The organism is Dactylosporangium thailandense (assembly GCF_059739745.1).
Genome location: NZ_AP029195.1, coordinates 5,784,652 through 5,810,741 on the forward strand (window position 1 = coordinate 5,784,652; position 26,090 = coordinate 5,810,741).

25 protein-coding genes are annotated in these 26,090 nt (G+C 72.9%); 12 read left to right on the forward strand and 13 right to left on the reverse strand.

The features are described from left to right. Nucleotides 1-114: 114 nt before the first annotated feature. Nucleotides 115-972, forward strand: a complete 858-nt coding sequence (locus AC6JBM_RS25265; protein WP_497986048.1) for a hypothetical protein — start codon at nucleotides 115-117, stop codon at nucleotides 970-972. A 520-nt stretch (nucleotides 973-1,492) separates the two neighbouring features. Here AC6JBM_RS25265 and AC6JBM_RS25270 read toward each other — a convergent pair. From AC6JBM_RS25270 to AC6JBM_RS25280, 3 genes are all read right to left on the reverse strand, one after another. Beyond that, nucleotides 1,493-2,047, reverse strand: a complete 555-nt coding sequence (locus tag AC6JBM_RS25270; protein WP_497986049.1) for a nucleotidyltransferase family protein — start codon at nucleotides 2,045-2,047, stop codon at nucleotides 1,493-1,495. A gap of 210 nt (nucleotides 2,048-2,257) precedes the next feature. Continuing rightward, on the reverse strand, nucleotides 2,258-3,175 hold the full coding sequence (locus tag AC6JBM_RS25275) for a cation diffusion facilitator family transporter (protein WP_497986050.1): 918 nt from the start codon (nucleotides 3,173-3,175) through the stop codon (nucleotides 2,258-2,260). Beyond that, nucleotides 3,165-3,932, reverse strand: a complete 768-nt coding sequence (locus AC6JBM_RS25280; protein WP_497986051.1) for a dienelactone hydrolase family protein — start codon at nucleotides 3,930-3,932, stop codon at nucleotides 3,165-3,167. Before AC6JBM_RS25280 ends, AC6JBM_RS25275 begins: the two co-directional genes overlap by 11 nt. Before the next feature lie 102 nt (nucleotides 3,933-4,034). Here AC6JBM_RS25280 and AC6JBM_RS25285 point away from each other — a divergent pair, with 102 nt between their 5' ends. The 3 genes from AC6JBM_RS25285 to AC6JBM_RS25295 are packed head-to-tail and all read left to right on the forward strand — an operon-like array spanning nucleotide 4,035 to nucleotide 4,932. After that, nucleotides 4,035-4,463 carry a GAF domain-containing protein gene (locus AC6JBM_RS25285; protein WP_497986052.1) on the forward strand — a complete coding sequence of 143 codons (429 nt, stop codon included), beginning with the start codon at nucleotides 4,035-4,037 and terminating at the stop codon, nucleotides 4,461-4,463. Beyond that, nucleotides 4,460-4,639 (forward strand): hypothetical protein, encoded by a 180-nt coding sequence (locus AC6JBM_RS25290; RefSeq protein WP_497986053.1) that lies wholly within the window; start codon nucleotides 4,460-4,462, stop codon nucleotides 4,637-4,639. Before AC6JBM_RS25285 ends, AC6JBM_RS25290 begins: the two co-directional genes overlap by 4 nt. A 23-nt stretch (nucleotides 4,640-4,662) precedes the next feature. Next, nucleotides 4,663-4,932 (forward strand): ATP-binding protein, encoded by a 270-nt coding sequence (locus tag AC6JBM_RS25295; protein WP_497986526.1) that lies wholly within the window; start codon nucleotides 4,663-4,665, stop codon nucleotides 4,930-4,932. On the opposite strand, the gene AC6JBM_RS25300 is transcribed toward AC6JBM_RS25295, so the two are convergent. From AC6JBM_RS25300 to AC6JBM_RS25310, 3 genes are read right to left on the reverse strand one after another with little or no spacing between them, the layout of a single operon-like run. After that, a complete protein-coding gene (locus tag AC6JBM_RS25300) occupies nucleotides 4,848-5,270 on the reverse strand; it encodes a TIGR03668 family PPOX class F420-dependent oxidoreductase (RefSeq protein WP_497986054.1) in 423 nt (140 codons plus the stop codon). The two genes, AC6JBM_RS25295 and AC6JBM_RS25300, sit on opposite strands and share 85 nt — an antisense overlap. After that, on the reverse strand, nucleotides 5,267-6,100 hold the full coding sequence (locus tag AC6JBM_RS25305; protein WP_497986055.1) for a TIGR03619 family F420-dependent LLM class oxidoreductase: 834 nt from the start codon (nucleotides 6,098-6,100) through the stop codon (nucleotides 5,267-5,269). The genes AC6JBM_RS25300 and AC6JBM_RS25305 overlap by 4 nt, the downstream gene beginning before the upstream one ends. Before the next feature lie 10 nt (nucleotides 6,101-6,110). Then, a complete protein-coding gene (locus AC6JBM_RS25310) occupies nucleotides 6,111-6,956 on the reverse strand; it encodes a phosphotransferase family protein (protein WP_497986056.1) in 846 nt (281 codons plus the stop codon). Nucleotides 6,957-6,984: 28 nt separating this feature from the next. Here AC6JBM_RS25310 and AC6JBM_RS25315 point away from each other — a divergent pair, with 28 nt between their 5' ends. Continuing rightward, nucleotides 6,985-8,292 carry a hypothetical protein gene (locus tag AC6JBM_RS25315; RefSeq protein ID WP_497986057.1) on the forward strand — a complete coding sequence of 436 codons (1,308 nt, stop codon included), beginning with the start codon at nucleotides 6,985-6,987 and terminating at the stop codon, nucleotides 8,290-8,292. Here AC6JBM_RS25315 and AC6JBM_RS25320 read toward each other — a convergent pair. Together AC6JBM_RS25320 and AC6JBM_RS25325 are read right to left on the reverse strand one after the other, a co-directional pair. Next, nucleotides 8,289-10,247, reverse strand: a complete 1,959-nt coding sequence (locus tag AC6JBM_RS25320) for a putative bifunctional diguanylate cyclase/phosphodiesterase (protein WP_497986058.1) — start codon at nucleotides 10,245-10,247, stop codon at nucleotides 8,289-8,291. The genes AC6JBM_RS25315 and AC6JBM_RS25320 overlap by 4 nt on opposite strands. 125 nt (nucleotides 10,248-10,372) lie before the next feature. Continuing rightward, the gene (locus AC6JBM_RS25325; RefSeq protein WP_497986059.1) at nucleotides 10,373-11,059 is read right to left on the reverse strand and encodes a GAF domain-containing protein; all 687 of its coding nucleotides are present in this window, start codon (nucleotides 11,057-11,059) and stop codon (nucleotides 10,373-10,375) included. A 104-nt stretch (nucleotides 11,060-11,163) separates the two neighbouring features. On the opposite strand from AC6JBM_RS25325, the gene AC6JBM_RS25330 reads away from it, so the two are divergent. Next, nucleotides 11,164-12,084, forward strand: a complete 921-nt coding sequence (locus AC6JBM_RS25330) for an NHL repeat-containing protein (protein ID WP_497986060.1) — start codon at nucleotides 11,164-11,166, stop codon at nucleotides 12,082-12,084. Nucleotides 12,085-12,304: 220 nt separating this feature from the next. On the opposite strand, the gene AC6JBM_RS25335 is transcribed toward AC6JBM_RS25330, so the two are convergent. The 3 genes from AC6JBM_RS25335 to AC6JBM_RS25345 form a co-directional block, all read right to left on the reverse strand. After that, nucleotides 12,305-13,732 carry a glycosyl hydrolase gene (locus AC6JBM_RS25335; RefSeq protein WP_497986061.1) on the reverse strand — a complete coding sequence of 476 codons (1,428 nt, stop codon included), beginning with the start codon at nucleotides 13,730-13,732 and terminating at the stop codon, nucleotides 12,305-12,307. A 60-nt stretch (nucleotides 13,733-13,792) separates the two neighbouring features. Beyond that, nucleotides 13,793-14,677: an ROK family protein gene (locus AC6JBM_RS25340; RefSeq protein WP_497986062.1), complete on the reverse strand. Its 885-nt coding sequence runs from the start codon at nucleotides 14,675-14,677 to the stop codon at nucleotides 13,793-13,795. A gap of 102 nt (nucleotides 14,678-14,779) precedes the next feature. Then, nucleotides 14,780-17,161 carry a glycoside hydrolase family 2 protein gene (locus AC6JBM_RS25345; protein WP_497986063.1) on the reverse strand — a complete coding sequence of 794 codons (2,382 nt, stop codon included), beginning with the start codon at nucleotides 17,159-17,161 and terminating at the stop codon, nucleotides 14,780-14,782. A gap of 171 nt (nucleotides 17,162-17,332) precedes the next feature. Between AC6JBM_RS25345 and AC6JBM_RS25350 the strand changes: the two genes are divergently transcribed. From AC6JBM_RS25350 to AC6JBM_RS25375, 6 genes are all read left to right on the forward strand, one after another. Further along, a complete protein-coding gene (locus tag AC6JBM_RS25350; protein ID WP_497986064.1) occupies nucleotides 17,333-18,355 on the forward strand; it encodes a LacI family DNA-binding transcriptional regulator in 1,023 nt (340 codons plus the stop codon). Between the two features lie 240 nt (nucleotides 18,356-18,595). Further along, nucleotides 18,596-19,909 carry an ABC transporter substrate-binding protein gene (locus AC6JBM_RS25355; protein ID WP_497986065.1) on the forward strand — a complete coding sequence of 438 codons (1,314 nt, stop codon included), beginning with the start codon at nucleotides 18,596-18,598 and terminating at the stop codon, nucleotides 19,907-19,909. 51 nt (nucleotides 19,910-19,960) lie between these two features. Next, nucleotides 19,961-20,818 (forward strand): carbohydrate ABC transporter permease, encoded by an 858-nt coding sequence (locus AC6JBM_RS25360; protein ID WP_497986066.1) that lies wholly within the window; start codon nucleotides 19,961-19,963, stop codon nucleotides 20,816-20,818. After that, nucleotides 20,815-21,630, forward strand: coding sequence for a carbohydrate ABC transporter permease (locus AC6JBM_RS25365; protein ID WP_497986067.1), 816 nt, complete (start codon nucleotides 20,815-20,817; stop codon nucleotides 21,628-21,630). Before AC6JBM_RS25360 ends, AC6JBM_RS25365 begins: the two co-directional genes overlap by 4 nt. A 16-nt stretch (nucleotides 21,631-21,646) precedes the next feature. After that, nucleotides 21,647-22,672 carry a LacI family DNA-binding transcriptional regulator gene (locus AC6JBM_RS25370; RefSeq protein WP_497986068.1) on the forward strand — a complete coding sequence of 342 codons (1,026 nt, stop codon included), beginning with the start codon at nucleotides 21,647-21,649 and terminating at the stop codon, nucleotides 22,670-22,672. Between the two features lie 19 nt (nucleotides 22,673-22,691). Beyond that, entirely contained in the window at nucleotides 22,692-23,726 is a 1,035-nt protein-coding gene (locus AC6JBM_RS25375; RefSeq protein ID WP_497986069.1) for a LacI family DNA-binding transcriptional regulator, read from the forward strand. On the opposite strand, the gene AC6JBM_RS25380 is transcribed toward AC6JBM_RS25375, so the two are convergent. Further along, nucleotides 23,698-24,471, reverse strand: a complete 774-nt coding sequence (locus AC6JBM_RS25380) for an SDR family NAD(P)-dependent oxidoreductase (RefSeq protein ID WP_497986070.1) — start codon at nucleotides 24,469-24,471, stop codon at nucleotides 23,698-23,700. The genes AC6JBM_RS25375 and AC6JBM_RS25380 overlap by 29 nt on opposite strands. A gap of 124 nt (nucleotides 24,472-24,595) precedes the next feature. Continuing rightward, entirely contained in the window at nucleotides 24,596-25,981 is a 1,386-nt protein-coding gene (locus tag AC6JBM_RS25385) for a lectin (RefSeq protein ID WP_497986071.1), read from the reverse strand. Nucleotides 25,982-26,090: the final 109 nt, after the last annotated feature.

The window sequence follows — 26,090 nt, forward strand, 5'->3', positions numbered from 1 at the left end:
GTCAAGATGACAGGCACTGTGAGGACTGACATGCAACGTGACCGGGACAACCTTCTGCGGCGATTGGCGGCTTTGCAACTACCAGTCGCATCATTGCGACGCCATGGATTCGTGATGCCCGCCAGTCCAACGGGCACCCTGCGTGAGCCGGAAGCGGTCGGCGTCGGTCCCGACGGGACAGCGTTGGCGGTGTGGCGGTTCCGCGAAGACGGTAGCCGTAAGCAGGTGACGCGGCATGCCGCGGGTCGGCGGCGTGTCATCGGGTCCGTCGATGTCGAATCCGACCTGCGGGTCAGCTTCGTGCAGCCGCTGCCCGAGGGGCGCGTGCTGCTGGCGGCTGCCCGGGCCCGGTCCGGGGAAGCTAACGCCGAGGTGTGGACCGACGCCGGCGAGCTCCAGCACCGAAGCTACCTCGGTGACGCGATCGAGGATCTGCTGGCCACTCCCTCCGGCAAGGTGTGGACCAGCTATTTCGACGAGGCGATGGGCGGAAGCGGCCCGGAAGGACACGGGCTCGCGCGCTTCAACAGCGACCTGACCATCGATTGGCTCTACCCGTTGAATTCCGGGCTGCCCTACATCTCGGACTGCTACGCGCTCAACGTCGACGGAGAAACCGCACATTTCTGTCCGTACAGCTCGTTCCACATCCTGTCGGCGAACGGCGCCGAGGTGACTGACTGGGGACCTTCTCCGTACCGGTCTGCCCATCACCTCCTGAGGCACGGCCCGGACCTCGCCCTCATCAGGGGCGTCGGCCCGGAGTACGACATCGCGACGATGCTACGGATCAGCAGCAACGACCAGCCGCAGATGGGCGGACAATGCCGAGTCGTGCTCCCCGACGGCATGGAGACCAGCAGACTGCGCTACCTCGCCCGAGGCGGGGAACTAGACGCCTTCATCCGATCCATCTGGTACCACACCGATCTCGACACTCTGCGCACCGCAGCGGTCAATCCGGCAGTGTAAGAGCCTCATCGCACCAAGCAACCGCACACGCCGTTGCCATTGCACACCGGAACGATCGAGCGGTGGAAGCCGTCGACCCCATATTTCGCTATCGCAACGGCTGCGCCGCTGTCAGAGTCGAGCGGTCCCGACACAGGCGTACCGGGGCGCCCGAGGCCGAGCGGCCGAACTGGTGGCAGTACGAGGCGGCTGGTGGCGGCCGCACGCGTGATGCGCGAACGGCATCCTGAATAGTCGCCACCGGACCCGGGCGCTCGGGCGTCGATGACGCACGCTCATGCCGCAGCGGGTGCGCGTTTTCGGATGCGTTCGCGTGGCTCGGAGTGCCACACTGCCGCGGCCATGCAGCGGCACTCTACCCAGACCCGACGCCAAAGATGATGTTGCAGCGACCGGCCGCGGCCAGCCTCCGCGACGAGCAGATCGCCGCCCGCCACGCCGACCCGCGCACCACGATGCGCTACGACCAAGCGCGCAACAATCCCGACCGTCACCCAACTACCTTCGCTTGGCGGGAGCGCTAGACCTCCAGCCGCAGCCCGGCCCATCGGCCGACCCATCCCTTGACCTCCACGCGCCGCCGTACCTTCGCGCGGCCCGCTGCGTTGTTGAAGGCTGGAGAAGGGCGGACAACCATTCCCACAAGGTCAGCCAACCCATGGCAGGTCACCAGGCGAACAGCGTCACCTCGCAGCGTAACCGCGACACACGTTGCCGTTTCGGGCCAGCGCGATATCGCGTCCAGGGCGGACGTGTAGGGCTCATCGCCATTGCGCAGATGCATCCGTGCTTGATTGCGAATCTCCCACGGCACCCCAGGCAGGGCCTCCATGGCCCGGGCCTCGGCGCGTTCCTCCTCGCGCGGGTCCAGCTTCTCCGGGTCGAAGTAGGCGACATCCACGTCGCGCTCCGGCGAGGCCGGGAGGCTGCTGATCGCGTCCCAGACGCGGTTGCGTACGAAGCCGGCACCGATCCACCAGTCCGGTAATCCAAGGTCGGCCGTAGCCCGAAGGACGCTCATTGCTCCCGGGTCTGACTCGATTACGCCGACAACGTCCTGTGCGCTCAGAACCACCCCAGGGACCCTAGACCAGCGGACGTTCGCGTTGCCGATTGCCACGCGGCCGTCCGCGCGCGGCGAGGGGGGACCGGGCTGCCCGCGGACGTCGGGTCGCCGGATGCGGACACCGTACGAACCGGCACCGGGCGGCCGTTGCGCACGGCGACGCGATCGTCGCCGGGGATTCGCGCGGGTGCGGTGGCCGCCCGGTGCCGGGTGCGCCGGCTAGTTCGGCCGGTAGATGTCGGGCTCGACGAAGATCAGGGTGGCGATCGGCACGGCCGCCCGGATGCGGGCCTCGGCGCTGTTCGTCGCCTGGCTGATCTCCTCGGCGACGGTGCCCTCGGGGACCGTCACCTTCACCGCGACGAGCAGCTCGTCCGGGCCGAGGTGCATGGTGCGCAGGTGCACCACCCGGTCGAAGAGCGGCTCGCCGAGCAGCGACTCGCGGATCTTCGCGATGTTCGCCTTCGACGCGGCCTCGCCGACGAGCAGGCTCTTGGTCTCCATGGCCAGGATCCACGCGATCGCCACGAGCAGCAGGCCGATGACGAGCGTGCCGATGCCGTCGAAGACCGCGTTGCCGGTCAGCACCGACAGCCCGACGCCGAGCAGCGCCACCACCAGGCCGGTGACCGCCCCGGCGTCCTCGAGCAGGATCGTGGGCAGCTCCGGGGCCTTGGCGTGGCGGATGAACTGCCACCAGGTGCGGCCGCCGCGGCTCTCGTTCGCCGCCTTCGCCGCCGTGATCAGGGCGTAGCCCTCCAGCCCGATCGCGATCACGAGGATGATCACGGCGACGAGCGGGGACTCGAGGTCCTTCGGGTGCAGGATCTTGTGGTAGCCCTCGTACAGCGCGAACAGCCCGCCGAGCGTGAACAGCACGATGGACACGATGAAGGCGTAGATGTACCGCTCCCGCGCGTACCCGAACGGGTGCTGCTCGTCCGCGGCCCGGCGCGAGCGGCGGCCCCCGACGAGCAGCAGCGCCTGGTTGGTCGTGTCGGCGAGGGAGTGCACGGCCTCGGCCAGCATCGACGACGACCCGGTGATGAGCGCGCCGACGGCCTTGGCCACCGCGATGCCGAGGTTGGCGGCGAGTGCCGTGACGACCGCGCGCGTACTACCGCCCTCAGCCGCCATTGAGCACCTCGCCGAGGAACCCCTCGAGCTCGCGCCAGCTGCGGCGGTCCGCGGCCGCGTGGTACGCCTCGCCGGGCAGCGTGAACCCGTGCTCGGCGCCGGCGTAGGTGGTCACCTGCCAGTCGAGGTCGCCGCGGGTGCGCAGCTCGTCCTGGAACTTCGCCACCGCCGCGTCCGGCACGACGGAGTCGGCGCCGCCGGTGAGCACCAGCAGCGGGCCGGCGATCGCGGCGACGTCGGCGGGCTCGTGGGCGATCAGGGCGCCGTGGAACGACACCGTGCCGCGTACCGGCGCGCCGGTGCGGGCGAACTCCAGGGCCGCGGAGCCGCCGAAGCAGTAGCCGATGACGGCGATCCGGTCGGGGTCGACGTTCGGGTCGGCGGCGAGGGCGTCGTAGGCGGCCCGGACCCGGGCGCGCAGCAGCGCCAGGTCGCCGTAGTACTTGCCGGCCTCGGCGGCGGCCTCCTCGTGGCCCTCGAACCGGCGCCCGGCGCCGTAGACGTCGGCGCAGAACGCGAAGTAGCCGAGCCGGGCGAGCATGTGGGCGCGGGCCTTGGGATATTCGCGCAGGCCGGTCCAGTCGTGCACGATCAGCACCGCGGGCTTCGGGCCGGCGACGGCGGCGTCGTGCACCGCGTAGCCCTCCATGGGCCGGCCGTCGTGGTCGTACGTCACCGCCGCCCCCTCGAGCCGGGCGCCGTCGGGCGCCGCAACGGTGTCGATGAGCCGCCGGTGGTCCCCGGAGAAGTCGGTCATGATCGGCACTCTACCGACGCCGTGTGAACCGCTCCCGGCAGGCGTGCGCAATCTGGACGTTGACCTGCCGCTTTCCGGATATCGTGAGCGCGAGGAGGCCGCATGCAGAAGCACGCGCTCACGCCGGTCGACCGTGGCCGGTGCCTGGGCGATCTGCAGCTGAGCGCGGGCGCGCTGTCCCAGGCCGCCGCCGACCAGCTGGCCGCCCTGACCGCGCGCGCCGCCGGGGCGCCCGCCGCGATGATCCACCTGGCCACGGCCGGGGCGCTGCATTACGCCGGCGGCACCGGGCTCCCGGTGCAGTTCGATCGGCAGCGGTACGCCCCGGCGCGCTCCACCCTCGCGGGCTGGGTGATCGCCAACGACCATCCGCTCATCGTCACCGACGCGGAGCTCGACCACCGGGTCCCGCCGGACGCCCCGATCCGCGCGGCGGGCACCCGCACCGGCGCCGTCATCGCCGTGCACGACGTCACCGAGCGCCGCCGGGCCGAGCGCTTCCGCGAGGCCGAGCTCGGCGTCGCCGCGTGACGATCGAGGCGGTCCTCGCCCCGAACGTCACCGTCCTCGGCGACGCCACCCGGCTCGGCCAGGTCGTCATCCACCTGCTGGACAACGCGATCCGGCACAGCCTGGGCGGCGGCCGGGTCACCGTGGCGCTCACGTCCCCGGCCGCGTCGAGCGGCGAGCGGCGAGCGGCGAGCTGACCGTCGCCGACGCCGGGCTCGGCATCCCCGAGGACGAGCGCGACCGGGTCTTCACCCGCTTCTACCGCTCGACGCGGACCCGCGACCGCGGCATTCGCGGCGCCGGGCTGGGCCTGGCCCTGAGCCGGGCCGTCATCGACCGGCACCGCGGCACGATCCGCCTGGTGCCGCAGCCCGAGGGGACCCGCTTCGTGGTGCGCCTACCCGGTCACGCGGACTCCGAGGCGGCCCAGCCCGTCCAGCGGGTGACGTCCACCGCCACCAGCCCGCCGCGCAGCTCGAAGTGCGGGTAGCGGGTGCCGAGGCGGTCCAGGGCCATCCGGCCCTCGGCGCCGTCCGGGTCGACGTCGCGGGCCGAGCCGTCGGCGCGCACCCACCACAGCGCGGACCAGTCGTCCTCGTAGTGGTCGGCCAGCACCGCGGCCCGCGGGTTGGCGGCCAGGTTCGCCAGGCGGCGCAGCCGCAGATGCCGCTTGGGCTTGGCGTCCACGCCATGGTAGATGGTGTCGGCGTCCAGGGCGAAGACGATCGGCACCACGTGCGGGTGACCGTCCGGCGACGCGGTCGCCAGGTGCGCGACCCGGGCCTCGGCGAACCTCCGGCGCGCCTCCGTCGCCGCCAGCTCGGTCATGAGGCCTCACCGGCGAAGACGGCGATCGCGTGCTCCCACTCGTCCAGGGCACGCTCCACCGTGGACCGCGGCCCCGAGGGGATCCAGCGGCTCGCGCGCTGCACGCCGGCCTCGTGGAGCCGTTGCAGCACCGCCGGGTCGCTCGGCGCCGAGAGCACCTGCACGCCGATCGGGCGCTCCGCTCGCGAGCGCAGCTCGGCGATGCGCTCGAAGATGCCCTCCTCGTAGTTCGGGAACCACGCGTCGCCGAAGGCGAGGACCCGGTCCAGCACGCCCGGGCCGGTGCCGCCGACGAGGACCGGCGGGTGGGGCCGCTGCACGGGCTTCGGGTAGGACCAGATGCGGTCGAAGTTCACGTACTTGCCGTGGTACGTCGCCTCGTCCTCGCGCCAGATGGCCTGCATCGCCTCGACCCGCTCGCGCAGGACGCCCATCCGCACCCGCGGGTCGGTGCCGTGGTTGCGCATCTCCTCGCGGTTCCACCCGGCGCCGACGCCGAACTCGAAGCGGCCCCCGGAGAGCTGGTCGACCGACGCGACCTCCTTCGCGGTGATGATGGGGTCGCGCTCGATCACGAGGCAGATGCCGCTGCCGACCCGCAGCCGGCTGGTGGCGGCCGCGGCGGCGGTCAGCGCGACGAAGAGGTCGTAGGTGTGCCAGTACCGCTGCGGCAGTTCCTGCCCGTCCTGGGCGGGCGTCTCGCGGGCGGCCGGGATGTGGGTGTGCTCGGCGAAGAACAGCGCCGAGTGCCCGCGATCCTCGACCAGCCGGGCGAGCGCCCCGGGCGCCATGGCGTTGTGCGTGGGGAAGTAGCCGACTCCGAAGTCCATACCACCATTGCTACAGCAGACGCTTGACGTGCCGGATCGCCTTGGCGAAGTAGCGGTGCCCGGGCGGGCGGGTGAGCAGGTCGGCGAGGGAGAAGAGGTCCAGGGCCCGGCACAGGTGGCGCCAGTCCTCGGGCAGCTCGCCGCCGCCCGCTGTGAAGCCCGTCACGAACGCGTCGGCGAAGCCCGGCGGGCGCGGCTCGCGCAGCATGTTGGCGACGTCGAAGAGCGGGGTGCTGCTGCAGGCGAACTCCCAGTCGAGCACCGCGGCCACCCCGCCGCCGGGGCCGGCGACGAGGTTCTTCGGGTTGTAGTCGCCGTGCACCAGGTGACGCGCGCCCGCGAGGGCGGCGAGGTCGGGGGTGACCCGCTCGGCGTACCGCAGCAGCCGCCCCCGCTCGTCCGCGCTCAGGTGCCCGTCCGCGTTGCCCTCGCGCAGGCACCGCTCGACCCACGCGTCCAGGCCGCTCGTGGGTTCGGGCCCGGCCGGCTCGAGCGCGGCGTCCGCGAGGAACCCGGGCGCCGGGAAGCGCACGGACCCGATGCGGGCGAGGGTCTCCCCCACCACGAACCCGTCCAGCGGCGCGGCGCCCCCGTCCACGAACCGCGACAGCAGCACCCCGGCGCCGGCGTCGGCCGCGACCACCTCCGCGACGGGCACCACCCCGGCGAGGCGCCCGGCGAGCGCGGTCTCCTTCGCGCACGCGTTGGCGCCGTTGTACCGCCGCAGCACGTACCGCCGCCCGCGGTCGGTCTCGAGCAGCTCGTTGTGGTTGCTGTAGCCGCCGGTGAGCTCCCGCCGGGCCACGACCCGCTCCCCGCCCAGCGCCGCGGCCAGCCACTCGCCGAGATCACCCATCACGACACCGTATCGGGACTGTGGCAGGATGACGCGCGTGGCAGAGGCCCCCGACCGGCACGAACAGCGCCGCCGCGCGGAGCTCGCGGGGGTGGCGGCCCGGTTGCGCGAGGTCGGCATCGAGCCCGCGTTCGGCCCGCTCACCCCGACCTACGACTTCTACGGGCGGGTGCCCGCGAACCTGACCGGCCTCGTCGTCGGCGAGCCGCACAACACGGGCCGGATGCAGGTCACCGTCGTGGCCGCGCGGCGGCTCGTGCCGCCGGGTGAGGGCGGGCTCTCCGCCGACGGGCACATGTGGACGCGGGACGTCGACATCGAGCACGACCTCGCGGCCGCCGACGACGTCGTGTTCGAGGTGACGCTGCTCGACGGGTTCGGGGACGCGGCGGGGACGGAGTCGGTCTGGGCGCCGCGGCAGCTCGTGCGCGACGAGGAGGCCGTGGTCGACGCGGTGCGGCTCTGGCACGGGTACCGCGACATGCTCCGCGCCACCCCGCCGAAGCCGGCCCCGGAGCGCCGCCGGGCCCTGCGCGCGCGGACGGCCGCCGCGCGCCGGACCGCCGCCGCGGCGCCGAGGGTGCGCCGGCCCGCCGCCGGCGAGGTGCCGGGGGCGCTCGCGGAGCACCTCGCCGGGCTCGACGACGCCCGGCTCGCGTTCAACTTCCCGCGGGACCGCAGCGGCAAGTACGTCCGCAGCGCCGTCGTCGCCCTCGCCGGCGACGGCTCCGTGCTGAGCAGACGCGCGCCCTGGCTCGCCGTGCGGGCCGACGGGGACACGCTCGCCGTCGGGGTCGAGGGGCTCATCGGCGCGAACCAGGACCACCGCTGGGACCGGCTCCCGTGGCTGTGGAGCTCGACGCACGCCGACGCTCCGGCGGCGGTACGGTGGCAGCTGCCCGACGCCGGAAGCGCCCGCCCCGTCGTGAGCCTGCTCGACCGGCACGCGCCCGCCGAGGCCCTGGCCCGGTGCGGGGTCGAGCTGGACGAGGAGCTGACCGCCCTGCTGTCCGGCTACCCGATCACCTACGGCTTCGCCCGGCACACCGAGACCTGGGTGAAGCGGCTCTTCGAGCAGCTGCAGCGCTGCGCGCCGTGGCGGCTCGCCGCCGCGTACGAGGTGCACCAGGACGAGCGCCGGGCGGTGCGCCGGCCGACGGGCGAGCCGATCGCGCTCTTCGGGCTCAAGGGCATGAACCAGCAGTCCAAGCCCATGGTGGGCCTCGACCTGCGCGACGGCGCGGCGCGGCTGAGCATGATCTGGTCGGCGAGCAACATGCGGCTGCCGCACGAGCTGTGGCAGTGCCCGGCCGACCTCGAGGCCGAGCTCTTCTAGAGGGCGACCTCGCGCATCGCGGTCGTGGCCGCGTGGGTGCGCAGCCAGACGGCCACGTCGGCGCCGGGCATCGGGCGGGCGTAGTGGTAGCCCTGGGCGATGTCGCAGCCGAGCTCCAGCAGCGCGGCCGCGTGCGCGGTGCCCTCGACGCCCTCGGCGACGACGGTCATGCCCAGGTTGTGGCCGAGCTCGATCGCGCCCCGGACCAGGATGGCGTCGTCCTGGTCGATGTCCATGTGCTGCACGAAGGTGCGGTCGACCTTGAGCTCGTCGACGGGCAGCTGCTTGAGGTAGGCCATCGAGGAGTACCCGGTGCCGTAGTCGTCGATCGACAGGTGGATGCCGAGGTCGTGCAGCTCGGTGAGGGTCGCGGTGGCCTGGACGGGGTTGGCCATGACGGCCGACTCGGTGACCTCCAGCCGCAGCAGCCGGGCCGGCACGCCGAACTCGTCGAGCAGGCCGGTCACGTGCCGCACCAGCTCGGCGTCGAGCAGGCAGCGGGGCGAGAGGTTCACGGCGACGGGGATGGACAGGCCGGCGTCGAGCCAGGCGCGCTCCTGGGTCAGGGCGAGCCTCAGGACGTACAGCGTCAGGCGGTTGATCAATCCGGTCGTCTCGGCCACGGGGATGAACTCCGCCGGCGGGATCGCGCCGCGGGTCGGGTGCTGCCAGCGCACCAGTGCCTCCACGCCGCTGAGCCCGTGGTCGTCGAGGCGCACCTTCGGCTGGTAGTGCAGGGTCAGCTGGTCGCCGGCCTCCAGGGCGCGGCGCAGGTCGCCGAGCAGCAGCAGGCGGCTGCTGTCGTCGGTGTGCATGCTGGACCGGTAGACGGCGACGCCGTTCTTGGCCTCCTTCGCGGCGTACATCGCGATGTCGGCGCAGCGCAGCAGGGCGTCGGCGGAGTGCCCGTCGCCGGGGGCGCCGGCCACGCCGATGCTCGCCTCGACGTCGACGGTCACGTCGCCGAGCACGAAGCTGCGGTGCAGCTGCTGCTGCAGGGCCGCGGCGAGCCCGGCCGCCTCGGCGGTGCGGGTGCCGGGCAACAGGACCGCGAACTCGTCGCCGGACAGGCGCGCGACCAGGTCGCCGGGGCGCAGCGCGGCGGTGCAGCGGGCCGCGACCTGGCGCAGGAGGTCGTCGCCGTACTGGTGGCCGAGCGTGTCGTTGACCTCCTTGAACCGGTCCAGGTCGAGCATGAGCACGGCGACGGGCGCGTCCGGGTCGGCGAGCGCGGCGTCGGCCCGCCGGTTGAACAGGATGCGGTTCGGCAGCCCGGTGAGGGCGTCGTGCAGCGCCTGGTGCTCGTTCGCGGCGGCCTGGCGCAGCAGCCGGCGCTGGTATCCGGCGGCGGCGAGCGCGAAGCCGGTGATGAGCACGAGCCCGGCCGCGAAGCCCAGCGTCGTGGTGGTGAACACGATCGACTCGGTGTGGCGCAGGTCGGCGACGGCGTCGGCGGCCTCGGTCGCGTGGGCGATGTTCGCGGCCCGCACGTCGCCGGTGAGCTGGTCGAACACCGGGTCGGTCAGGTCCTGGTCGATGCGCTGCACGAGCGCGGCGTCGCCGGCGTCGACCGCGGCGAAGAGGCTGTTCATCGAGGCCAGGTACTCGTCCTGCAGCGCCCGGACCCGCGCGGTGAGCGCCCGGTCGGTCGCGCCGCCGAGGCGGTCGACGTCGCGCAGCGCGGCGGCGAGGGTGGCGGCGGCCGCGGCATGGCCGGCGCGCACGTCCGGCCCGGGCTCGAGGCGGTAGTGCTGCTCGGCGAGCTTCTCCTCGGCGACGGCGTCGTGGGCGCGCTCGTAGGCGGCGGCGAGCGCGGTGGCCCGGGTCACGGTGTCGGCGGCGCGGCGGGTCCGCATGACGCCGACGACGCTGAGCACGGCGAGGGCGATCACGACGAGGGTGAGACCGGTCGCGGTCGCCCGCCGCATCCGGTGCGGGCGCGATGACGCGTGCATCCGGCCTCCCTCCCTGTCCTGTGTGGCGACCTGTCCTGTTTGGCGACCTGTCCTGTGTGAGCGACCTGTCCTGTGTGGCGACGGAACCGTCCGCACATCGGCAGGGCCGACGCCGAGTTGACCCGTCAGGCCGCCGCGGTCGCGGTGCTGCCGGCGACCGCGATGGTGCCGCCGTGCGCGTCGACGATCGCCTCGACGATCGCCAGGCCGACGCCGGCGCCCTGGGAGGCGAGGTCGTCGGCGGCCGCCGAGCGGTGGAAGCGCTCGAAGACGTGCGGCAGATCCGCGGCCGGGATGCCGACGCCGGTGTCGGCCACGGTGAGCGTCGGCTGCGGGTCGGCGGCGACGCGGGACTGCCGGGCGCGGCGCCGCTGCGACGAGAGGTGCCGGGGCTCGCGGTCGAGCACGCACACGGTGCCGGCGGCCAGGCCCGGCGCCCCGTCCTCGGGCGCCGGGCGGTCCCGCAGGATCAGCGGGGCGCCGGCGTAGAAGCGCACCCCCTCGTCGGTGACGAGCGGGTTGGCGGCCCAGTCCGCGGCGGTGACGGCGTCGCCGATCCCGTAGATGCCCGGGTGCTCGATGGCGCGGGCGCAGAACGACAGGTCGCGGGGCGTCTGCGGGGAGCCGTCCCAGCCCACGCCGGCCTTGGCCCACTGGCGGTCGCCGTCGACGAGGCTCACCATGCCGATGGGCGTCCCGCAGATGTCGGACGCGATCGCCGCGATGTCGTCGAAGTCCGCCTCGGGCGGGGTGTCGAGGACCGCGGTCGCGTACAGCGCGGCGAGCCGCGCCGCCTCCCCGTCGGATTCCATCGGCTCCATGATCTCAGCCGCTTCCCGCAATTTCCGACATGTCCGAAATTTCGTTCAGTCGTTAGGCCGAGGAACGGCACGGACTCGGACAGGGAGCGACGACGATGAACAGACTCCGGGCGGCACTGCTCGGCGCCGGGCTGGGCCTGCTCGCGGCGGCCCCCGCCCCGCCCCCGGCCGCCGCCGCGGACGCCGTCACCTCGGTCGCGACCGTTCCCGGTGTGCACGACATCAGCCCGGACCACCACGGGACCGTCTACGTCACCGACCCGGCCCGGCACCGGATCCTGGCGGTCCGCGACGGCGCGACGACGATGTTCGCCGAGCAGATCGCCGGCCCGGCGGGCCTCGCCGTCGACGGGCACGACAACGTCTACGTCGGCACGAGCTACGGCCGGATCCTCCGGTTCACGCCGGACGGGGCCCGCACGATCTTCGCCGTGGGCAAGGGCGCCGTGCTGGCGGTGGCGATCGACCCGGCCGGCAACGTCTACTGGGCCGAGACGAACACCGTGTGGAAGGCGACGCCGGACGGGCACGCGGCCCGGTTCGCGCAGGCGCCGCGCCCGGCCGCGCTCGCCGCCGACGGCGCGGGCAACGTGTTCGTCGCGACCGCCACCCAGGTCCTCGAGATCACCGCGGCCGGGACCCGCGCGCCGATCGCGACCGGCCGGACGCAGGCCCTCGCGGTGGACGCGGACGGGACGCTCTACGCGAGCGACGGGTGCGCGGTGCGCCGCCTCCCGGCCGGCCCGCCGCCCGCCGTGTGCGCCGCCGCCCTGGCCGCCGCCGACGGGGTCCTGTACTACGCCGACGCGAAGACCGGCCAGATCGGTCGCATCGGCCCGGCCGCCGCCCCCGAGCCGAGCGCCGCCCCGTCCCCGAGCACCACCCGGGTCGCCGCCGCCCCCGTCCCGCGCTCCGGCGACGGGCCCGGGGCCGGCGTCGCGGCCGCGTTGCTCGTGGGGGTCGCGCTGCTCGCCGCCGCCGTTGGAACTTTCGCGCACCACCGCCGCGCCACCTGACCGCCTCGGGACCGCCGCGCCGTTTCCTGTTATCCGGCGGCTGCCGATGTCATCTACGCGGTCGTGGCTACCTTCAGATCGCTGCGACGCAGGGCCGTGCTCGGCGCGGCGGGGCCGGCGACCGTGTCCGCGGGCGCCGGCACCGGGCGGCTCGGCCTCTGACGCTCCTCCTCGGGAAGAAATGGTGCCCCGGCGAGGGAGCCGCCGGGGCACCACCGGGCTATGGCAGCACCCAGTTCTGGTTGGCCTGCCCGTTGCAGGCCCAGATCTGGATCTGCGTGCCGTCGGCGCTGCTCTGCCCGGTCGCGTCCAGGCACCTGCCCGTCTCCGGGTTCACCAGCGTCTGGCCCGAGCGCGTCCACTGCTGGTGCGTGTTGCCGTTGCAGTCCCACAGCTGGACCTTGGTGCCGTTGGCGTTCACGCCCCCGGCCACGTCGGCGCACTTGCCCAGGGCCCGCAGCGTGCCGTCGGTCCCCACCGTCCAGTTCTGGGCGCCGGTGCCGTTGCAGGTGTACAGCTGGATCTTCGTCCCGTTCGCGGTGCCGCCCGCGGCCACGTCGAGGCACTTGCCGGCCAGGCCCTTGATCGGCCCGGTGCCGCCGGGGTTCGTGGTGCCGCCGCCGAAGTGGATGTCGCCGCGGTGCAGCACGCGCGGGTCGTAGTAGGTGCGCTTGATCCCGTCGTCGGTGTTCCACGCCGGGTCGGTGAGCCAGCTGATCCACACGCTGAAGAACGTCCACCGCGGCTGGGCCGTGATCGTCTCCGGCGTCGGCACCGTGCCCACCTCGGACAGCCCGATCGGCTTGCCGCCGGCGATGCCGAGCATGGCGTTGTACCAGGCCTGCGTCGGCTGCTTGTTCACCCAGGCGTCCAGCGTGGCGACGTCCACATAGGACGCGCCCGGCCAGTAGTCGGCGACGTGGCTCTCGCCGCCGGCCACGTCCTTGAGGTTCCACACCCACACCAGGTTGCTCAGGCCCTTGGTGCCGGCCAGGTAGTCGTGGGTGATCTGGAAGAGCTTGCGGCTGCCGTTGGCGCCGGGGCGCCCGCCCCACCACGACCAGCCCTCGTTCATCTCGTGCTGGGGCCGGAAGAGCACCGGGATGCCGTTGTTCTTCAGGTCCTGCAGGTAGGGCACGGCCTCGTCGAGGCGGCGCTTGAACGCGGTGTTCAGCCCGGTGCCGTCGGTGACGAGCTCGTTCCACTGGGCGTCGGTCAGCTTGCTCTCGATGGCGCCGGTGCCGTAGTCCCAGTGGCAGGCCGAGCCGACGGTCGGCGGGCACATGTGCCACACGAGCGCGGGGATGGTGCCGGCCGCCCACACCGACTTCGCCTGGGCGATGACGGCCGGGCGGGCGTTGATGTCGTTCTGCTCGAACGCGAAGTCGCCGGCCCACTCGCCCGGGTACACGCCGGTGATGTCGTGGACCTTCTGCTGCCAGGTGTTCGGGGCGGAGCTGGGGCCGTCCTGCTGGCCGGAGATGATCGAGCGGCCGGTGATGCTCTGCAGGTAGTTCACGACGTCGGCGGCGGTGGCGGTGCCGCTCGGGGTCGGGGCCGCGCTGGCGGGCGCGGCGGCGGCGAGCGCGGCCGAGACGGCGAGGGTGACGGCGGCGAGGGCCGCGCCCGCTCGGCGGGGTGATCGCATGAGCCAGGTCCTTTCGTCTGCTTAACCGATACTGAACCGAGTAAGGCAGCTAAAGGCAGTTCAGTCAACCGATGCCTGAAGGGCCAGCGCGGCCGCCCCGAACAGCCCCGCGTCGCGGCCCAGGGCCGCCGGCTCGACCCGCAGGCGGCGCAGGAACGCCATGCCGCGCCGCGCCCGCAGCGCCCGCCGGAGCGGCTCGAAGAGCACGTCCCCGGCCTCGGCCACGCCGCCGCCGACGACGACCCGGTCCACGTCGCACAGGGCGGCCGTCGTGAGCAGCCCGGTCGCGAGCGCCTCGGCGCCGCGGTCGAACGCCTGGCGCGCCACGGGATCCCCGGCGCTCGCCGCGGCGGCCAGGGCCCGGGCGTCGGGGCCGGACCAGCCCTGCCCGCGCGCCCAGCGGACCATCGCCGGGCCGCTGGCGAAGGTCTCCACGCAGCCGACCGCGCCGCACGGACACGCCTGGCCGCGCGGGTCGACGGTGATGTGGCCGATGTGCCCGGCGTTGCCGGTCGGGCCCAGGTGCGGGCGGCCGTCGAGCACGAGGCCGCCGCCGATGCCGGTGGACACCACGACGCCGAGCAGCGAATCCGGCCGGCCGCCGCGCCACCACTCCCCCAGGGCCATGCACTGGGCGTCGCCGGCCAGGCTCAGCGGTACGGCCGGCAACCACCCGGCCACCGTCGCCGTCAGCGGGAAGTCCCGCCACGCGGGGATGTTCACGGGGCTGACGGTCCCGCGCTCCCGGTCCAGCGGCCCGGCCGAGCCGATCGCGGCGGCGTCGACGTGCCGCGGCCCGGTCGCGGCGATGACGCGGCGCAGCACCGCGACCGGGTCGGCGCCCGCGATCGGCTCCTCGGCGCGGGCGTGGACCTCGCCGTCGGCGCCGATGACCGCGGCCGCGAACTTCGTCCCGCCGACGTCGACGGCGAGCACGCGGGTCACGGCCAGGCCTCGAACTTCGTCCCGCCCACGCCGACGGCGAGCACGCGGGTCACGGCCGGGCCTCGAACTTCGTCCCGCCCACGCCGACGGCGAGCACGCGGGTCACGGCCGGGCCTCGTTCACGCACCGCAGCACGGGATGCGCCACGAGCGCTCGCGCGTCCAGCTCGGCCGGGCATGCGACGGCGAACCGGACGGACTCCCCGGGCAGCAGGGTGACCAGCTGATCGTCCACGGTGGCGTCGGGGTGCAGGCGGTCCGGGAACAGCGCCAGGTCCCGCAGGATCGTGCGCGCGGTGATCCGCACGGCGTAGCCGCCCGGGGTCGCGTCCACCCGCGCGTCGAACGCGGCCGGCGGGAACGGCACGTGCGGGTCCTCGGCGAAGAAGCGCAGGTCGCGCCGCCCGTCGAAGGCCGCCTCGAGCACCTGGTCCTTGTCGCCGGCCGGGGCCGGGACGTGGGCGACGGAGCGCGGACCCGCCGTCACCGCGACGGACTCGGCGCCGAGCACCGCGCCGTCCAGCGTGCGCAGGGTCAGCGTCAGGGTGCCCGTCCACGGCTCGGCGGTGTCGTTGACGATCGCGACCCCGTCCTCGTGGAAGGTGAGCAGGCGCGGGGCGTAGGCGCGGCGCAGCGCGTACCAGAGCGGCTTGCGGCGCCGCCCGCCGTCGACCGCGGCCCAGGAGGTCACCGGCCAGCAGTCGTTGAGCTGCCAGACGACGGTGCCCATGCAGTAGGGCATCAGGGCCCGGAACCGCCGGACCCCGAACGCCATCGCGCGGGCCTGGTTGAGCTGCGTCCAGTAGTGCCAGTCGTCGAACGTCTCCGGGCGCGGCAGGTGCTCGCCGAGGCCGGACAGCAGCTTCGCGTTGCCGTCGATCGCCTTCTGGTGGTGGCGCACGCCGGGCGAGTCGGGGCTGAGCGGGTCGTCGGTGACCGCGGCGCGCAGGGTGGCGTAGGCGGGCGGGCCCTGGAAGCCGAACTCGGCGACGAACCGCGGCGTATAGGCGGCGTAGTGCGTCCAGTCCTTCGAGCCCCACACTGTCCAGATGTGGATGGTGCCGGTGGCGGGGTCGTGCACGTCACGGTCGGGGGCGCCCGAATACGGGGTGCCGGGCCAGTACGGGCGGGCCGGGTCGAGCTCGGCGACCAGGCGCGGCAGCAGGCCGAAGTAGTAGCCGGCGCCCCAGCTGAGCCCGCCCAGCTCGGCGGGCCAGCCCCAGTGCTGGTGGCCCTCGACGTTCTCGTTGTTGCCGCACCACAGCATCAGGCTCGGATGGCCCATGAGCCGCGCGATGTTGTCCCGCGCCTCCGCCTCGACCTCGGCGGCGAACGGCTCCTCCTCCGGGTAGGCGGCGCACGCGAACGGGAAGTCCTGCCAGATCATCAGCCCGAGCTCGTCGGCGAGCGCGTAGAAGTCGTCGGACTCGTAGACGCCGCCGCCCCAGACCCGCAGCGCGTTGGCGCCCGCGTCGATCGCCTGGCCGAAGCGCTCGGCGAGCTCGGCCGGGCCGGTGCGGGCCGGGAAGGGGTCGTCGGGGATCCAGTTGAAGCCGCGCACGAACACGGGCTCGCCGTTGACGACGAGCCGGAACGCGTCCGGGTCCAGCTCGACGCCGCGCAGCCCGACCCGGCTCGCGCGGGTGTCCCCGGCGGCGGTGACGACGAGGTCGTACAGGTGCTGCTCCCCATGACCGCGCGGCCACCACAGCCGCGGCTCGGGGATGTCCACGCGCAGCGTGAGCTCGTCCTCGCCCGGCGCGAGCCGGCCCTCGGCCCGCACCCCGCCGACCGTGGCCGACACCTCCACCGCGGACTCCTCGGTCCGCTCGACGGCCACGGTGACGTCGACGCCGTCCGGGCGCGGGCTCGTGCGGGTCTGCGCGATCCGGGCACCCGACCAGGACTCGAGGCCGATCGGGCGCCAGATGCCGGCGGTGACCAGCGTGGGGCCCCAGTCCCAGCCGAAGTTGCAGGCCATCTTGCGGATGAACGCGTACGGCTCGTCGTACGGGCCCGGCCTCGCCCCGAGCCGCGCCGCCTGCGCCTGCGCGTACTCGTAGGGCGCGGTGAACGCGATCTCGAGGTCGTTCGCGCCCTCGCGCAGCAGGTCGGTGACGTCGAAGCGGTAGCGGCGGTGCATGTTGCGCGTCTCGCCGGCCGGGTGCCCGTTCACGGTGATCGCGGCGATCGTGTCGAGGCCGTCGCAGACCAGGTCGACGCGGTCGAAGCCCTCGGGCCGCCACTGGAATTGCGCCGTGTACCGCCAGTGCGTCCGCCCGATCCAGCCGAGCGCGAGCTCGTGGTCGTCGCGGTACGGGTCGTCGATGAGCCCGGCGGCGAGCAGGTCCGTGTGCACGCTGCCCGGCACCGTGGCCGGGACGCCCGCCAGGTTCGCGGGGCGTCTCCAGCGCGGGTCCTCCTCGGTGCTGGCGGCGGTGCCGATGGCGGTGACGGTCCAGCCTTCGTGCAGCGAGCGGTACATGCGCGGCCCCTGTGTCGTGTGGTGTAGCCTCGGCCCGAAACCTGGTTCTGAACCGAGTAAGCGCGCTCAACGTAGCCAGGGCCACGCGGGGTGTCAATGGCTCGGGTAGCGACAGGAGTGCGTTGTGGAGCTAGCATCGCCTGAACCGAGAAAGACGCCGAGGGAGCCGAGGTGAAGCGACCGACCATCGCCGACATCGCCCGCGAGGCCGGGGTGTCGAAGGGCGCGGTGTCCTACGCGCTCAACGGCCGCCCGGGCGTCTCCCCCGCCACCCGGGAGCGCATCCTCGAGGTGGCCGGCCGGCTGAACTTCCACGCCGACAGCAACGCCCGCGCGCTGGCCGGGGCCAAGGCCCGGGTCGTGGGCCTGACCCTGCAGCGGCCGCCGAGCACGCTGGGCGTCGAGCCGTTCTTCATGGAGCTGATCAGCGGCCTGGAGCTGGAGCTCTCCCGCCGCTCCTACGCCTTGCTGCTGCAGATGGCGGCCGGGCGCGACGAGGAGCTCGCGTTCTACCGCCGCTGGCACAGCGAGGGCCGCGTCGACGGCGTCCTCGTCTGCGACGTGCGCACCGGCGACCCCCGCGTCCCGGCGCTGGAGGAGCTCGGCCTGCCCGCGATCGTCATCGGGCCGCCGGACGCGAGCGGGTCGCTGCCGAGCGTGTGGTCGGACGACGCGCAGTCGATGGTGGAGGCGGTGGAGTATCTCGCCGCGCTCGGCCATCGCCGCGTCGCCCGCGTCGGGGGCATCGCCGAGTTCGCGCACACCGCGATCCGCACCGACGCGTTCACCGCGGTCTGCGCGCGGCTGGGCCTGCCCGACGCCGTGACGGTCGCGGCCGACTACACCGGCGAGTCGGGCGCCCGGGCGACCCGGCGGCTGCTCAGCGGCCAGGACCGCCCGACCGCGATCATCTACGACAACGACATCATGGCGGTGGCGGGCCTGACGGTCGCCCACGAGATGGGCGTCGCCGTGCCGTCGCAGCTGTCCATCATCGCCTGGGACGACTCCCCCGTCTGCCGCCTGCTGCACCCGCCCCTGACCGCCCTGACCCGCGACATCGGGGCCTACGGCGTCCGGGCCGCCCACCTGCTCCTGGCCGCGATCGACGGCGACCCGGTGACCAGCACCCACGGCACCCCCGCCCACCTCAGCCCCCGAGGCAGCACCGCCCGCCTGACCCACCCCGCCTGACCCCACACCCCCGCCTGACCCCGCACCCCGTCTGACGACACCCCCGCCCGCCCCCACACCCGCCGTCTCGACCCGACACGCCCTGGAAAACCCGCAGCTCCGCGGGTCCTTTCGCATGCCCGAAACGCACCATTTGTCCGGTTATAACGAATCGGTCAAGGGGCTTTACCGCGGCTGAGGCGCGGTGCCATATTGCGTCCGCTCTACTAAAACGCTTTAGGCCCGAACGGAGCGCACCCCATGTTCAGACGAGCGTTCGTCGCCATACTCGCCGCCACCGCCCTCACGGCGGCCGCCTGCGGCGGCTCGAGCGGCAAGTCCGGCACCTCGGACGAGGCCCTGTCCCCCACCGACGCCGGCGCCGTGTCCGGCGACATCACCGTGCTGACCAACCGCACCGACCTGGTGACCGACGGCACGATGCAGAAGTACGCCGACCAGTTCAAGCAGCTCTACCCGAAGGTGAACGTCAAGTTCGAGGGCGTCACCGACTACGAGGGCGAAGTCAAGATCCGGATGAACACCGAGAACTACGGTGACGTCCTGCTGATCCCGAGCACGGTGTCCACAGAGGACTATCCGAAGTACTTCGCCTCGCTCGGCGGCGCGGCCGACCTGCAGAGCAAGTACAGCTTCACCGACAAGGCGAAGGTCGGCGACAAGGTGTACGGGGTGGCCGGCTTCGCGTACGTCAACGGCTTCGTCTACAACAAGGACGTCTGGAGCCAGGCGGGCGTCACGACATGGCCGGCCACGCCCGAGGAGTTCGTGGCCGACCTGCAGGCGATCAAGTCGAAGACGAGCGCCACGCCGTACTACACCAACTACCACGACGGCTGGCCGCTGAGCTCCTGGTCCAGCGTCGTCGGCTCGGTCAGCTGCGACCCGAAGGCGAACGACAAGCTGCCCACCACCGACCCGTGGGCGCCCGGCGCCGACCTCAGCACCGGCGACACGCTGCTCTACGACATCGTGAAGAACAAGCTCTCCGAGGCCGACCCGACCACCACCAACTGGGAGGACTCGAAGGGCGCGATCGCCACCGGCAAGATCGCGACGATGTGGCTCGGGTCGTGGGCCATCGTGCAGATGCAGGACGCGGCGAAGAAGGCCGGCAAGGACCCGAACAGCATCGGCTACATGCCCTTCCCGAAGCAGGTCGGCGGGAAGTTCTGCTCGGTCGTGGCGCCGGACTACCAGTACGCCATCAACAGCCACTCGAAGCACAAGGCGGCCGCCCGCGCCTGGTTCGACTGGTTCATCGACAAGTCCGACTCGGCCGCGGTGAACCAGGCCGTCTCCGCGGTCAAGGGCGCCCCGATGCCGCCGGCGCTGCAGCCGTTCACCGCGGCGGGCGTGCGGTTCATCGAGCTGTCGCAGGCCGAGTCGGCGAAGCTCACGAAGATCGACAACGCCTCCGAGGTCGGCATCAGCAAGCCCGACTACCGCCAGAAGATCGTCGACACCGCCCGCGGCGCCGCGCCCGGCGATCTCAAGGGCATCTTCACCGACCTGTCCAAGCGCTGGACGGAAGCGGCCAAGACCGTCGGCTGATCCAGGGGGCGGGCCGGCCTCGCCGGCCCGCCTCCCGGCGAAAGGAAGCCCGTGAAAAGGTTCACCCCCTGGATCTACCTGCTACCGGCGCTGGCGCTGCTGGTCGTGTTCACGTACATCCCCGTCGGCAGCATGGTGGGGTACAGCTTCACGGACTGGGACGGCCTGGGCGACGACCCCGCGTTCGTCGGGGCCGAGAACTACGTGGAGCTGTTCACCCGCCCGGAACTGTTCCAGGTGTTCTTTGTCAGCCTCTACTACGTGGCCGCCTCCGCGGTCCAGATCGCGCTCGCCCTCTACTTCGCGTTCATCCTCAGCTTCAAGCTGCGGCTGCGGAACCTGTTCAAGGGCATCCTGTTCTTCCCGTACCTCATCAACGGCGTCGCGGTGTCGTTCGTCTTCCTGTACTTCTTCCGCCCCCACGGCACCCTCGACTCGGTGCTGGCGCTGTTCGGCGCCCACCCGGACAAGCTCTGGCTCGGCGACCCGGACCTCGTGAACGTGTCGCTGTCGGGCGTCTCGGTGTGGCGCTTCACCGGGCTCACCTTCGTGCTGTTCCTCGGCGCGATCCAGGCGATCCCGGGCGAGCTGTACGAGGCCGCCGAGCTCGACGGGGCGAGCCGCTGGCAGATCTTCCGGCACATCGTCGCGCCCGGCATCCGCCCCATCATCAGCCTGAGCGTCATCCTCGCCGTGTCCGGGTCGCTGTCGGTGTTCGAGATCCCGTTCGTGATGACCGGCGGCGCGGGCGAGTCCAAGACGTTCGTGATCCAGACCATCAAGCTCGCCTTCCAGTTCAACAAGACGGGGCTCGCCTCGGCCGCGGCCGTCGTGCTGCTGCTCATCGTGCTGCTGGTCACCTGGCTCCAGCGGCGCCTCGTCCCCGACGAGAGGACCGACCTGACGTGAGAGCGAACCTCATGCGGTACACCATGCTGGTCCTGGCTTCCGTCGTTGTGCTCCTGCCGCTGGTGACCGTGTTCCTGACGTCGCTGAAGACGCCGGAGGAGATGGCCACGGGCGACACCCTCGCGCTGCCGCACGACTGGCTGAACTTCAGCAACTACGCCACCGCGTTCAGCTCCGGCCGCATGCTGACCGGGTTCGCGAACACCGCGATCATCCTGCTCGTGTCGGTGGCCGGCACGGTGCTGGCCGGGACGCTCGCGGCCTACGCCCTCGACCGGTTCCACTTCCGGTTCAAGCGCCTGGTCGTCGGGGCGTTCCTCGTCGCCACCCTGGTGCCCGGGGTGACCACGCAGGTGGCGACGTTCCGGGTGATCGACACGCTGGGGCTGTTCGACTCGCGGTGGGCGCCGATCCTGCTCTACATGGGCACCGACATCGTCGCCATCTACATCTTCATGCAGTTCATGCGCGGGATCCCGGTCTCGCTGGACGAGGCCGCCCGGCTCGACGGGGCCTCGACGTTCAAGATCTACCGGTCGGTCATCCTGCCGCTGCTCAAGCCCGCGATCGCCACGGTCGTCATCATCAAGGGCATCTTCGTCTACAACGACTTCTACATCCCGTTCCTCTACATGCCCTCGGAGGAGCTCGGCACCATCTCCACGTCGCTGTTCCGCTTCAAGGGCCCGTTCGGCGCCCACTGGGAGACCATCTCGGCCGGGGCGGTCCTGGTCATCCTGCCGACCCTTATCCTGTTCCTGCTGCTGCAACGGTTCATCTACAACGGCTTCACGTCCGGGGCCACCAAGTGACGATCCAGGGAACGCCGTGAGACGCCCCACCATCAGCGACATCGCCGAGGCCGCCGGCGTCTCGATCGGCGCCGTGTCGTTCGCGCTCAACGACCGGCCCGGCGTCTCCGCGCAGACCCGCGAGCGCATCCGGGCCATCGCGGCCGAGATGGGCTGGCAGCCCAGCGCCGCCGCGCGCAACCTGTCCGCGGCCCGGGCCGAGGCGATCGGGCTCGTGATCGCCCGCGACGCGGCGACGCTGGGGGTGGAGCCGTTCTACATGAAGTTCATCGCCGGGCTGGAGACGGAGCTGTCGGCGACCGGCACGGCCCTGGTGCTGCAGGTGGTCGGCGACCACGGGAAGGCGATCGAGGCGCTGCGCGGGCTGTGGGCGGCGCGGCGCATCGACGCGACGATCCTCACCGACCTGTGGGTGAACGACGAGCGGGTCGCGGCCCTGGACCGGCTCGGCCTGCCGGGCATCCTCGTCGGCCACCCGTCGGTCCGCCCGCCCGGCGCCGGCACCCCGGCGGTGTGGAGCGACGACGCGGCCGCGCTCACCGAGGCGGTCGGCTACCTGGCCGGCATCGGGCACCGGCGCATCGCCCGGGTCGGCGGCCTCGTGTCGCTTTCACACACCCGCATCCGCACCGCCGCGTTCCGGGCCGCGGCGCGCCGCCACGAGCTCGTCGCCGCCGAGGTGGTCGACACCGACTACACCTGGGAGGCGGGCGCCTGGGCGACCGAGCGGCTGCTGACCGCGGCCGAGCCGCCGACGGCCATCATGTTCGACAACGACATCATGGCGACGGCGGGCCTGCACGTGGCCCGCAAGCTGGGCCTCGACGTGCCGGGGCGGCTCTCGATCGTGGCCGGCGACGACTCCCAGCTGTGCGAGATGGCCTTCCCGGCCCTGAGCGCCCTGGCCCGGGACGTGCACGCCTACGGCGCCAACGCCGCCCGCGTGCTGCTGGCGTTCCTGGCCGGCGGTCCCCCGTCGGACTACCAGGACGCCACGCCCCGCCTGCTCCTGCGGGACAGCATCGCGCCGCCGCCGCGCTGAGGCGGTTAGGCTTCGTCCCATGGCGGGACGGCGACCGACGATGAGCGACATCGCCCGGCGCGTCGGCGTGTCCCGGGTCGCCGTGTCCTATGCGCTCAACGGCCGCCCCGGCGTCTCCGAGGACCTGCGCGAGCGGGTCCGCGAGGTGGCCGAGGAGCTGGGCTTCACCGCGCACCGGGCCGCCGTCGCGCTGCACGGCGCGGCCGCCGACGTGGTGGGGCTGGTCCTGCGCCGCACGTCCGCGGCCCTGCGCAGCGAGGTCTTCCGCCGCCAGTTCATCGCCGGGATGCAGATGGAGCTGTCCGCGCGCGGCTTCGGCCTCGCCCTGCAGTTCGTCGAGGACGCCGGCGAGGAGATCGCCGTCTACCGCCGCTGGCACGCCGAGCGCCGGGTCGACGGCGTGATCCTGTGCGACCTGCGGGTGGACGACCCCCGGCTGCCGGCGGTGCGGGAGCTGGGCCTGCCGGCGGTCGTCGCCGGCGGCTCGGGTCAGCTCCCGGGCCTGGCGAACCTGTCGACCGACGAGCACGCGGGCGCGGCGAAGGTCGCGGGGCTGCTGGCGGCCCTGGGGCACCGGCGCGTGGCCCGGGTGAGCGGCCCGGCGGACCTGGCGCACACCGCGGCCCGCACGGCGGCCCTCGACGCGGCGGCACCGTTCGGCCCGATCGCGACGACGGCCGCGGACTACACCGGGGAGGCGGCGGCGACGGCGACGCGGCGCCTGCTCAGCGGGCGCGACCGTCCGACGGCGATCGTCTACGACAACGATCTCATGGCCCTCGCCGGGCTCGGCGTGGCCGCCGAGATGCACGTGTCCGTCCCGGCCGAGGTGTCCATCCTGGCGTGGGAGGACTCCCCGCTGTGCCAGCTCGTGCACCCGGCGCTCACGGTGTTGCAGCGCAACGTCACCGACTACGGGATGCGCACCGCCCGGCTGCTGTTCGAGCTGCTGGACGGCGGCCCGCCGCGCAGCGTGCGCTACGGCAACGCCGTCCTGGTCGTCCGCGACTCCACCGGCCCGGCCCCTACCGGGCGGTCCAGCCACCGTCGATGAGCATCACCTCGCCGGTGATGAGCGACGCGGCCGGGGAGACCAGGAACAGCACCGCCCCGGCGACCTCCATCGGCTCGCCGATGCGGTGCAGGGCCGCGATCCGCTCGACCACGTCGGCGCGGTGGGCCGGGTCGGCGAGGTAGTCCGCGGTGCCCGGCGTGTGCACGAAGGTCGGGGCGACCGCGTTGACCGTCACGCCGTGCGGGCCCCATTCCACGGCCAGGCACCGGGTCAGGTGGGCGATCGCCGCCTTCGTCATGCAGTAGACCGACTCGCCCGGCAGGGCCACCGCGCCGGCCTGGGAGCCGACGTTCACGATCCGGCCGTAGCCCTGGCGGATCATCACCCGGCCGGCGGCCTGGCTCGCGAAGAAGGTGCCCTTGAGGTTGACCGCGAGGGTGGCGTCGAAGTCGGCCTCGGTCACGTCCTCGGCCCGGTTCTCGGGGGCGATGCCGGCGTTGTTCACGAGGATGTCGAGCCGGCCGAAGTGCTCCACCGTGGCGTCGACGGCCGCGCGGACCTGGGCCGGGTCGGCGACGTCCATCGGCAGCGGGAGCGCCCGGCGGCCCAGGGCCTCGATCCGCGCGGCCAGGCCGGCGTCGGCGTTCACGTCGCGCAGGCCCAGGGCCACGTCGGCGCCCGCGTTGGCGAGGGTGAGCGCGATGGCCCGGCCGAGGCCGCGGGCGGCCCCGGTCACGAGGGCGATCCGGCCGGGGATCTCGAAACTGGGGAAGTCGGTGGTCACAGCGTCAGCGTAGGTCTTGCCACCGCGGACGTCGCCGCGCCAGGGCCAGCGGATGCTGGGCCCCGGCGCGGTCCCTGGCGGGAGCGACGGTCCGCAGGTGACGCGGACCCGAGCAGGGATTCGCCTATGCGGGAACGGTCCAGTTCTGGTTCGTCTGCCCGTTGCAGGTCCAGATCTGGATCTGCGTGCCGTCGGCGCTGTTCTGCCCGGTGACGTCGAGGCACTTGCCGGTCTCGGGGTTGCGCAGCGTCTGGCCGTTGCGCGCCCACTGCTGGTGCGTGTTGCCGTTGCAGTCCCACAGCTGCACCTTCGTGCCGTCCGCGTTCACCCCGCCGGCCACGTCGAGGCACTTGCCGAGCGCGCGCAGCGTGCCGTCCGAGCCCACCGTCCAGGTCTGCGCGCCGGTGCCGTTACAGGTGTACAGCTGGATCTTCGTCCCGTTCGCCGTCCCCGACGCGGCCACGTCGAGGCACTTGCCCGCCAGCCCCGTGACCGGCCCGCCGCCCGGGGAGGAGGTGCCGCCGGGCACGGTGAACTCGCCGCGCACCAGGACCCGGCTGTTGAAGTAGGTGTTCTGCACGTTCGCGTTGGTGTTGTACGCCGGGTCCTGCAGGTACTCGGCCCACACCATGAAGTACGTCCAGCGCGGCTGGGCGTTGAGCAGGGCCACGCTCGGCACCTGCCCGACCTCGGCCAGGGCGATCGGCTTGCCGCCGGCCACGTTCAGCATCGCCTGGTAGTCGGACGTGCTCGGGGCGAGCTTCACCCACATGTCGAGCGTGGCGACGTCCACATAGGACGCTCCCGGCCAGTAGTCGCCGATCGAGCCCATGTTGGTGTCCTTGACGTTCCACACCCACACGAGGTTGGACAGGCCCTGGCCCACGTAGTAGTCGTGCACGATCTGGAACAGCTTGCGGCTGCCGTTGGCGCCGGGGCGCCCGCCCCACCACGACCAGCCCTCGTTCATCTCGTGGACCGGGCGGAACAGCACCGGCACGCCCGCGTTCTGCAGCTGCCGCAGGTAGGGCACGGCCTCGCCGAGCCGGTTCTTGAACGCCGTGTTGAGCGCGCTGCCGTCGGTGACGAGCTGGCTCCACTGACTGTCGGAGAGGTGGCTGAGCACGCCGGCCGAGTCCCAGCCGCACGTGGAGCCGACCGTGGGCGGGCACATGTGCCAGGTCAGCGCGACGAGCGAGCCGCCCTGCCACTGCCGGATGGCCTCGCTGACCATCGTCTGGCGCGCGTTGACGTCGGAGGAGGCGAACAGGAAGTCGCCGCCCCACAGGCCGGGCGTCTGGCCGGTGATGCCCTGGGCGACCCGCGTCCACTTGGTCGGGTCCGAGTTGGGTTCGCGGTTGTGCTGCCCGGTGATCGTGTACTGCCCGGAGATGCCCGACAGGTAGTTGACCAGCGCCGCCCGCGTCGACGCGGGGAACGCCTGGGCGGGCGCGGGGTTGGCGATGAGCGCGGCGAGCAGGATCGCCGCCGCGGCGAGAGCCTTGCGCACGAGGACTCCTTCCGGGACCGGGCGAGGCGGCGCCCGGACCCATCGGTTCAGTACCTTTACTGAACCGAGTAAGCGCCCCGACAGTAGAGCCGGAAGGTCACGGCTGTCA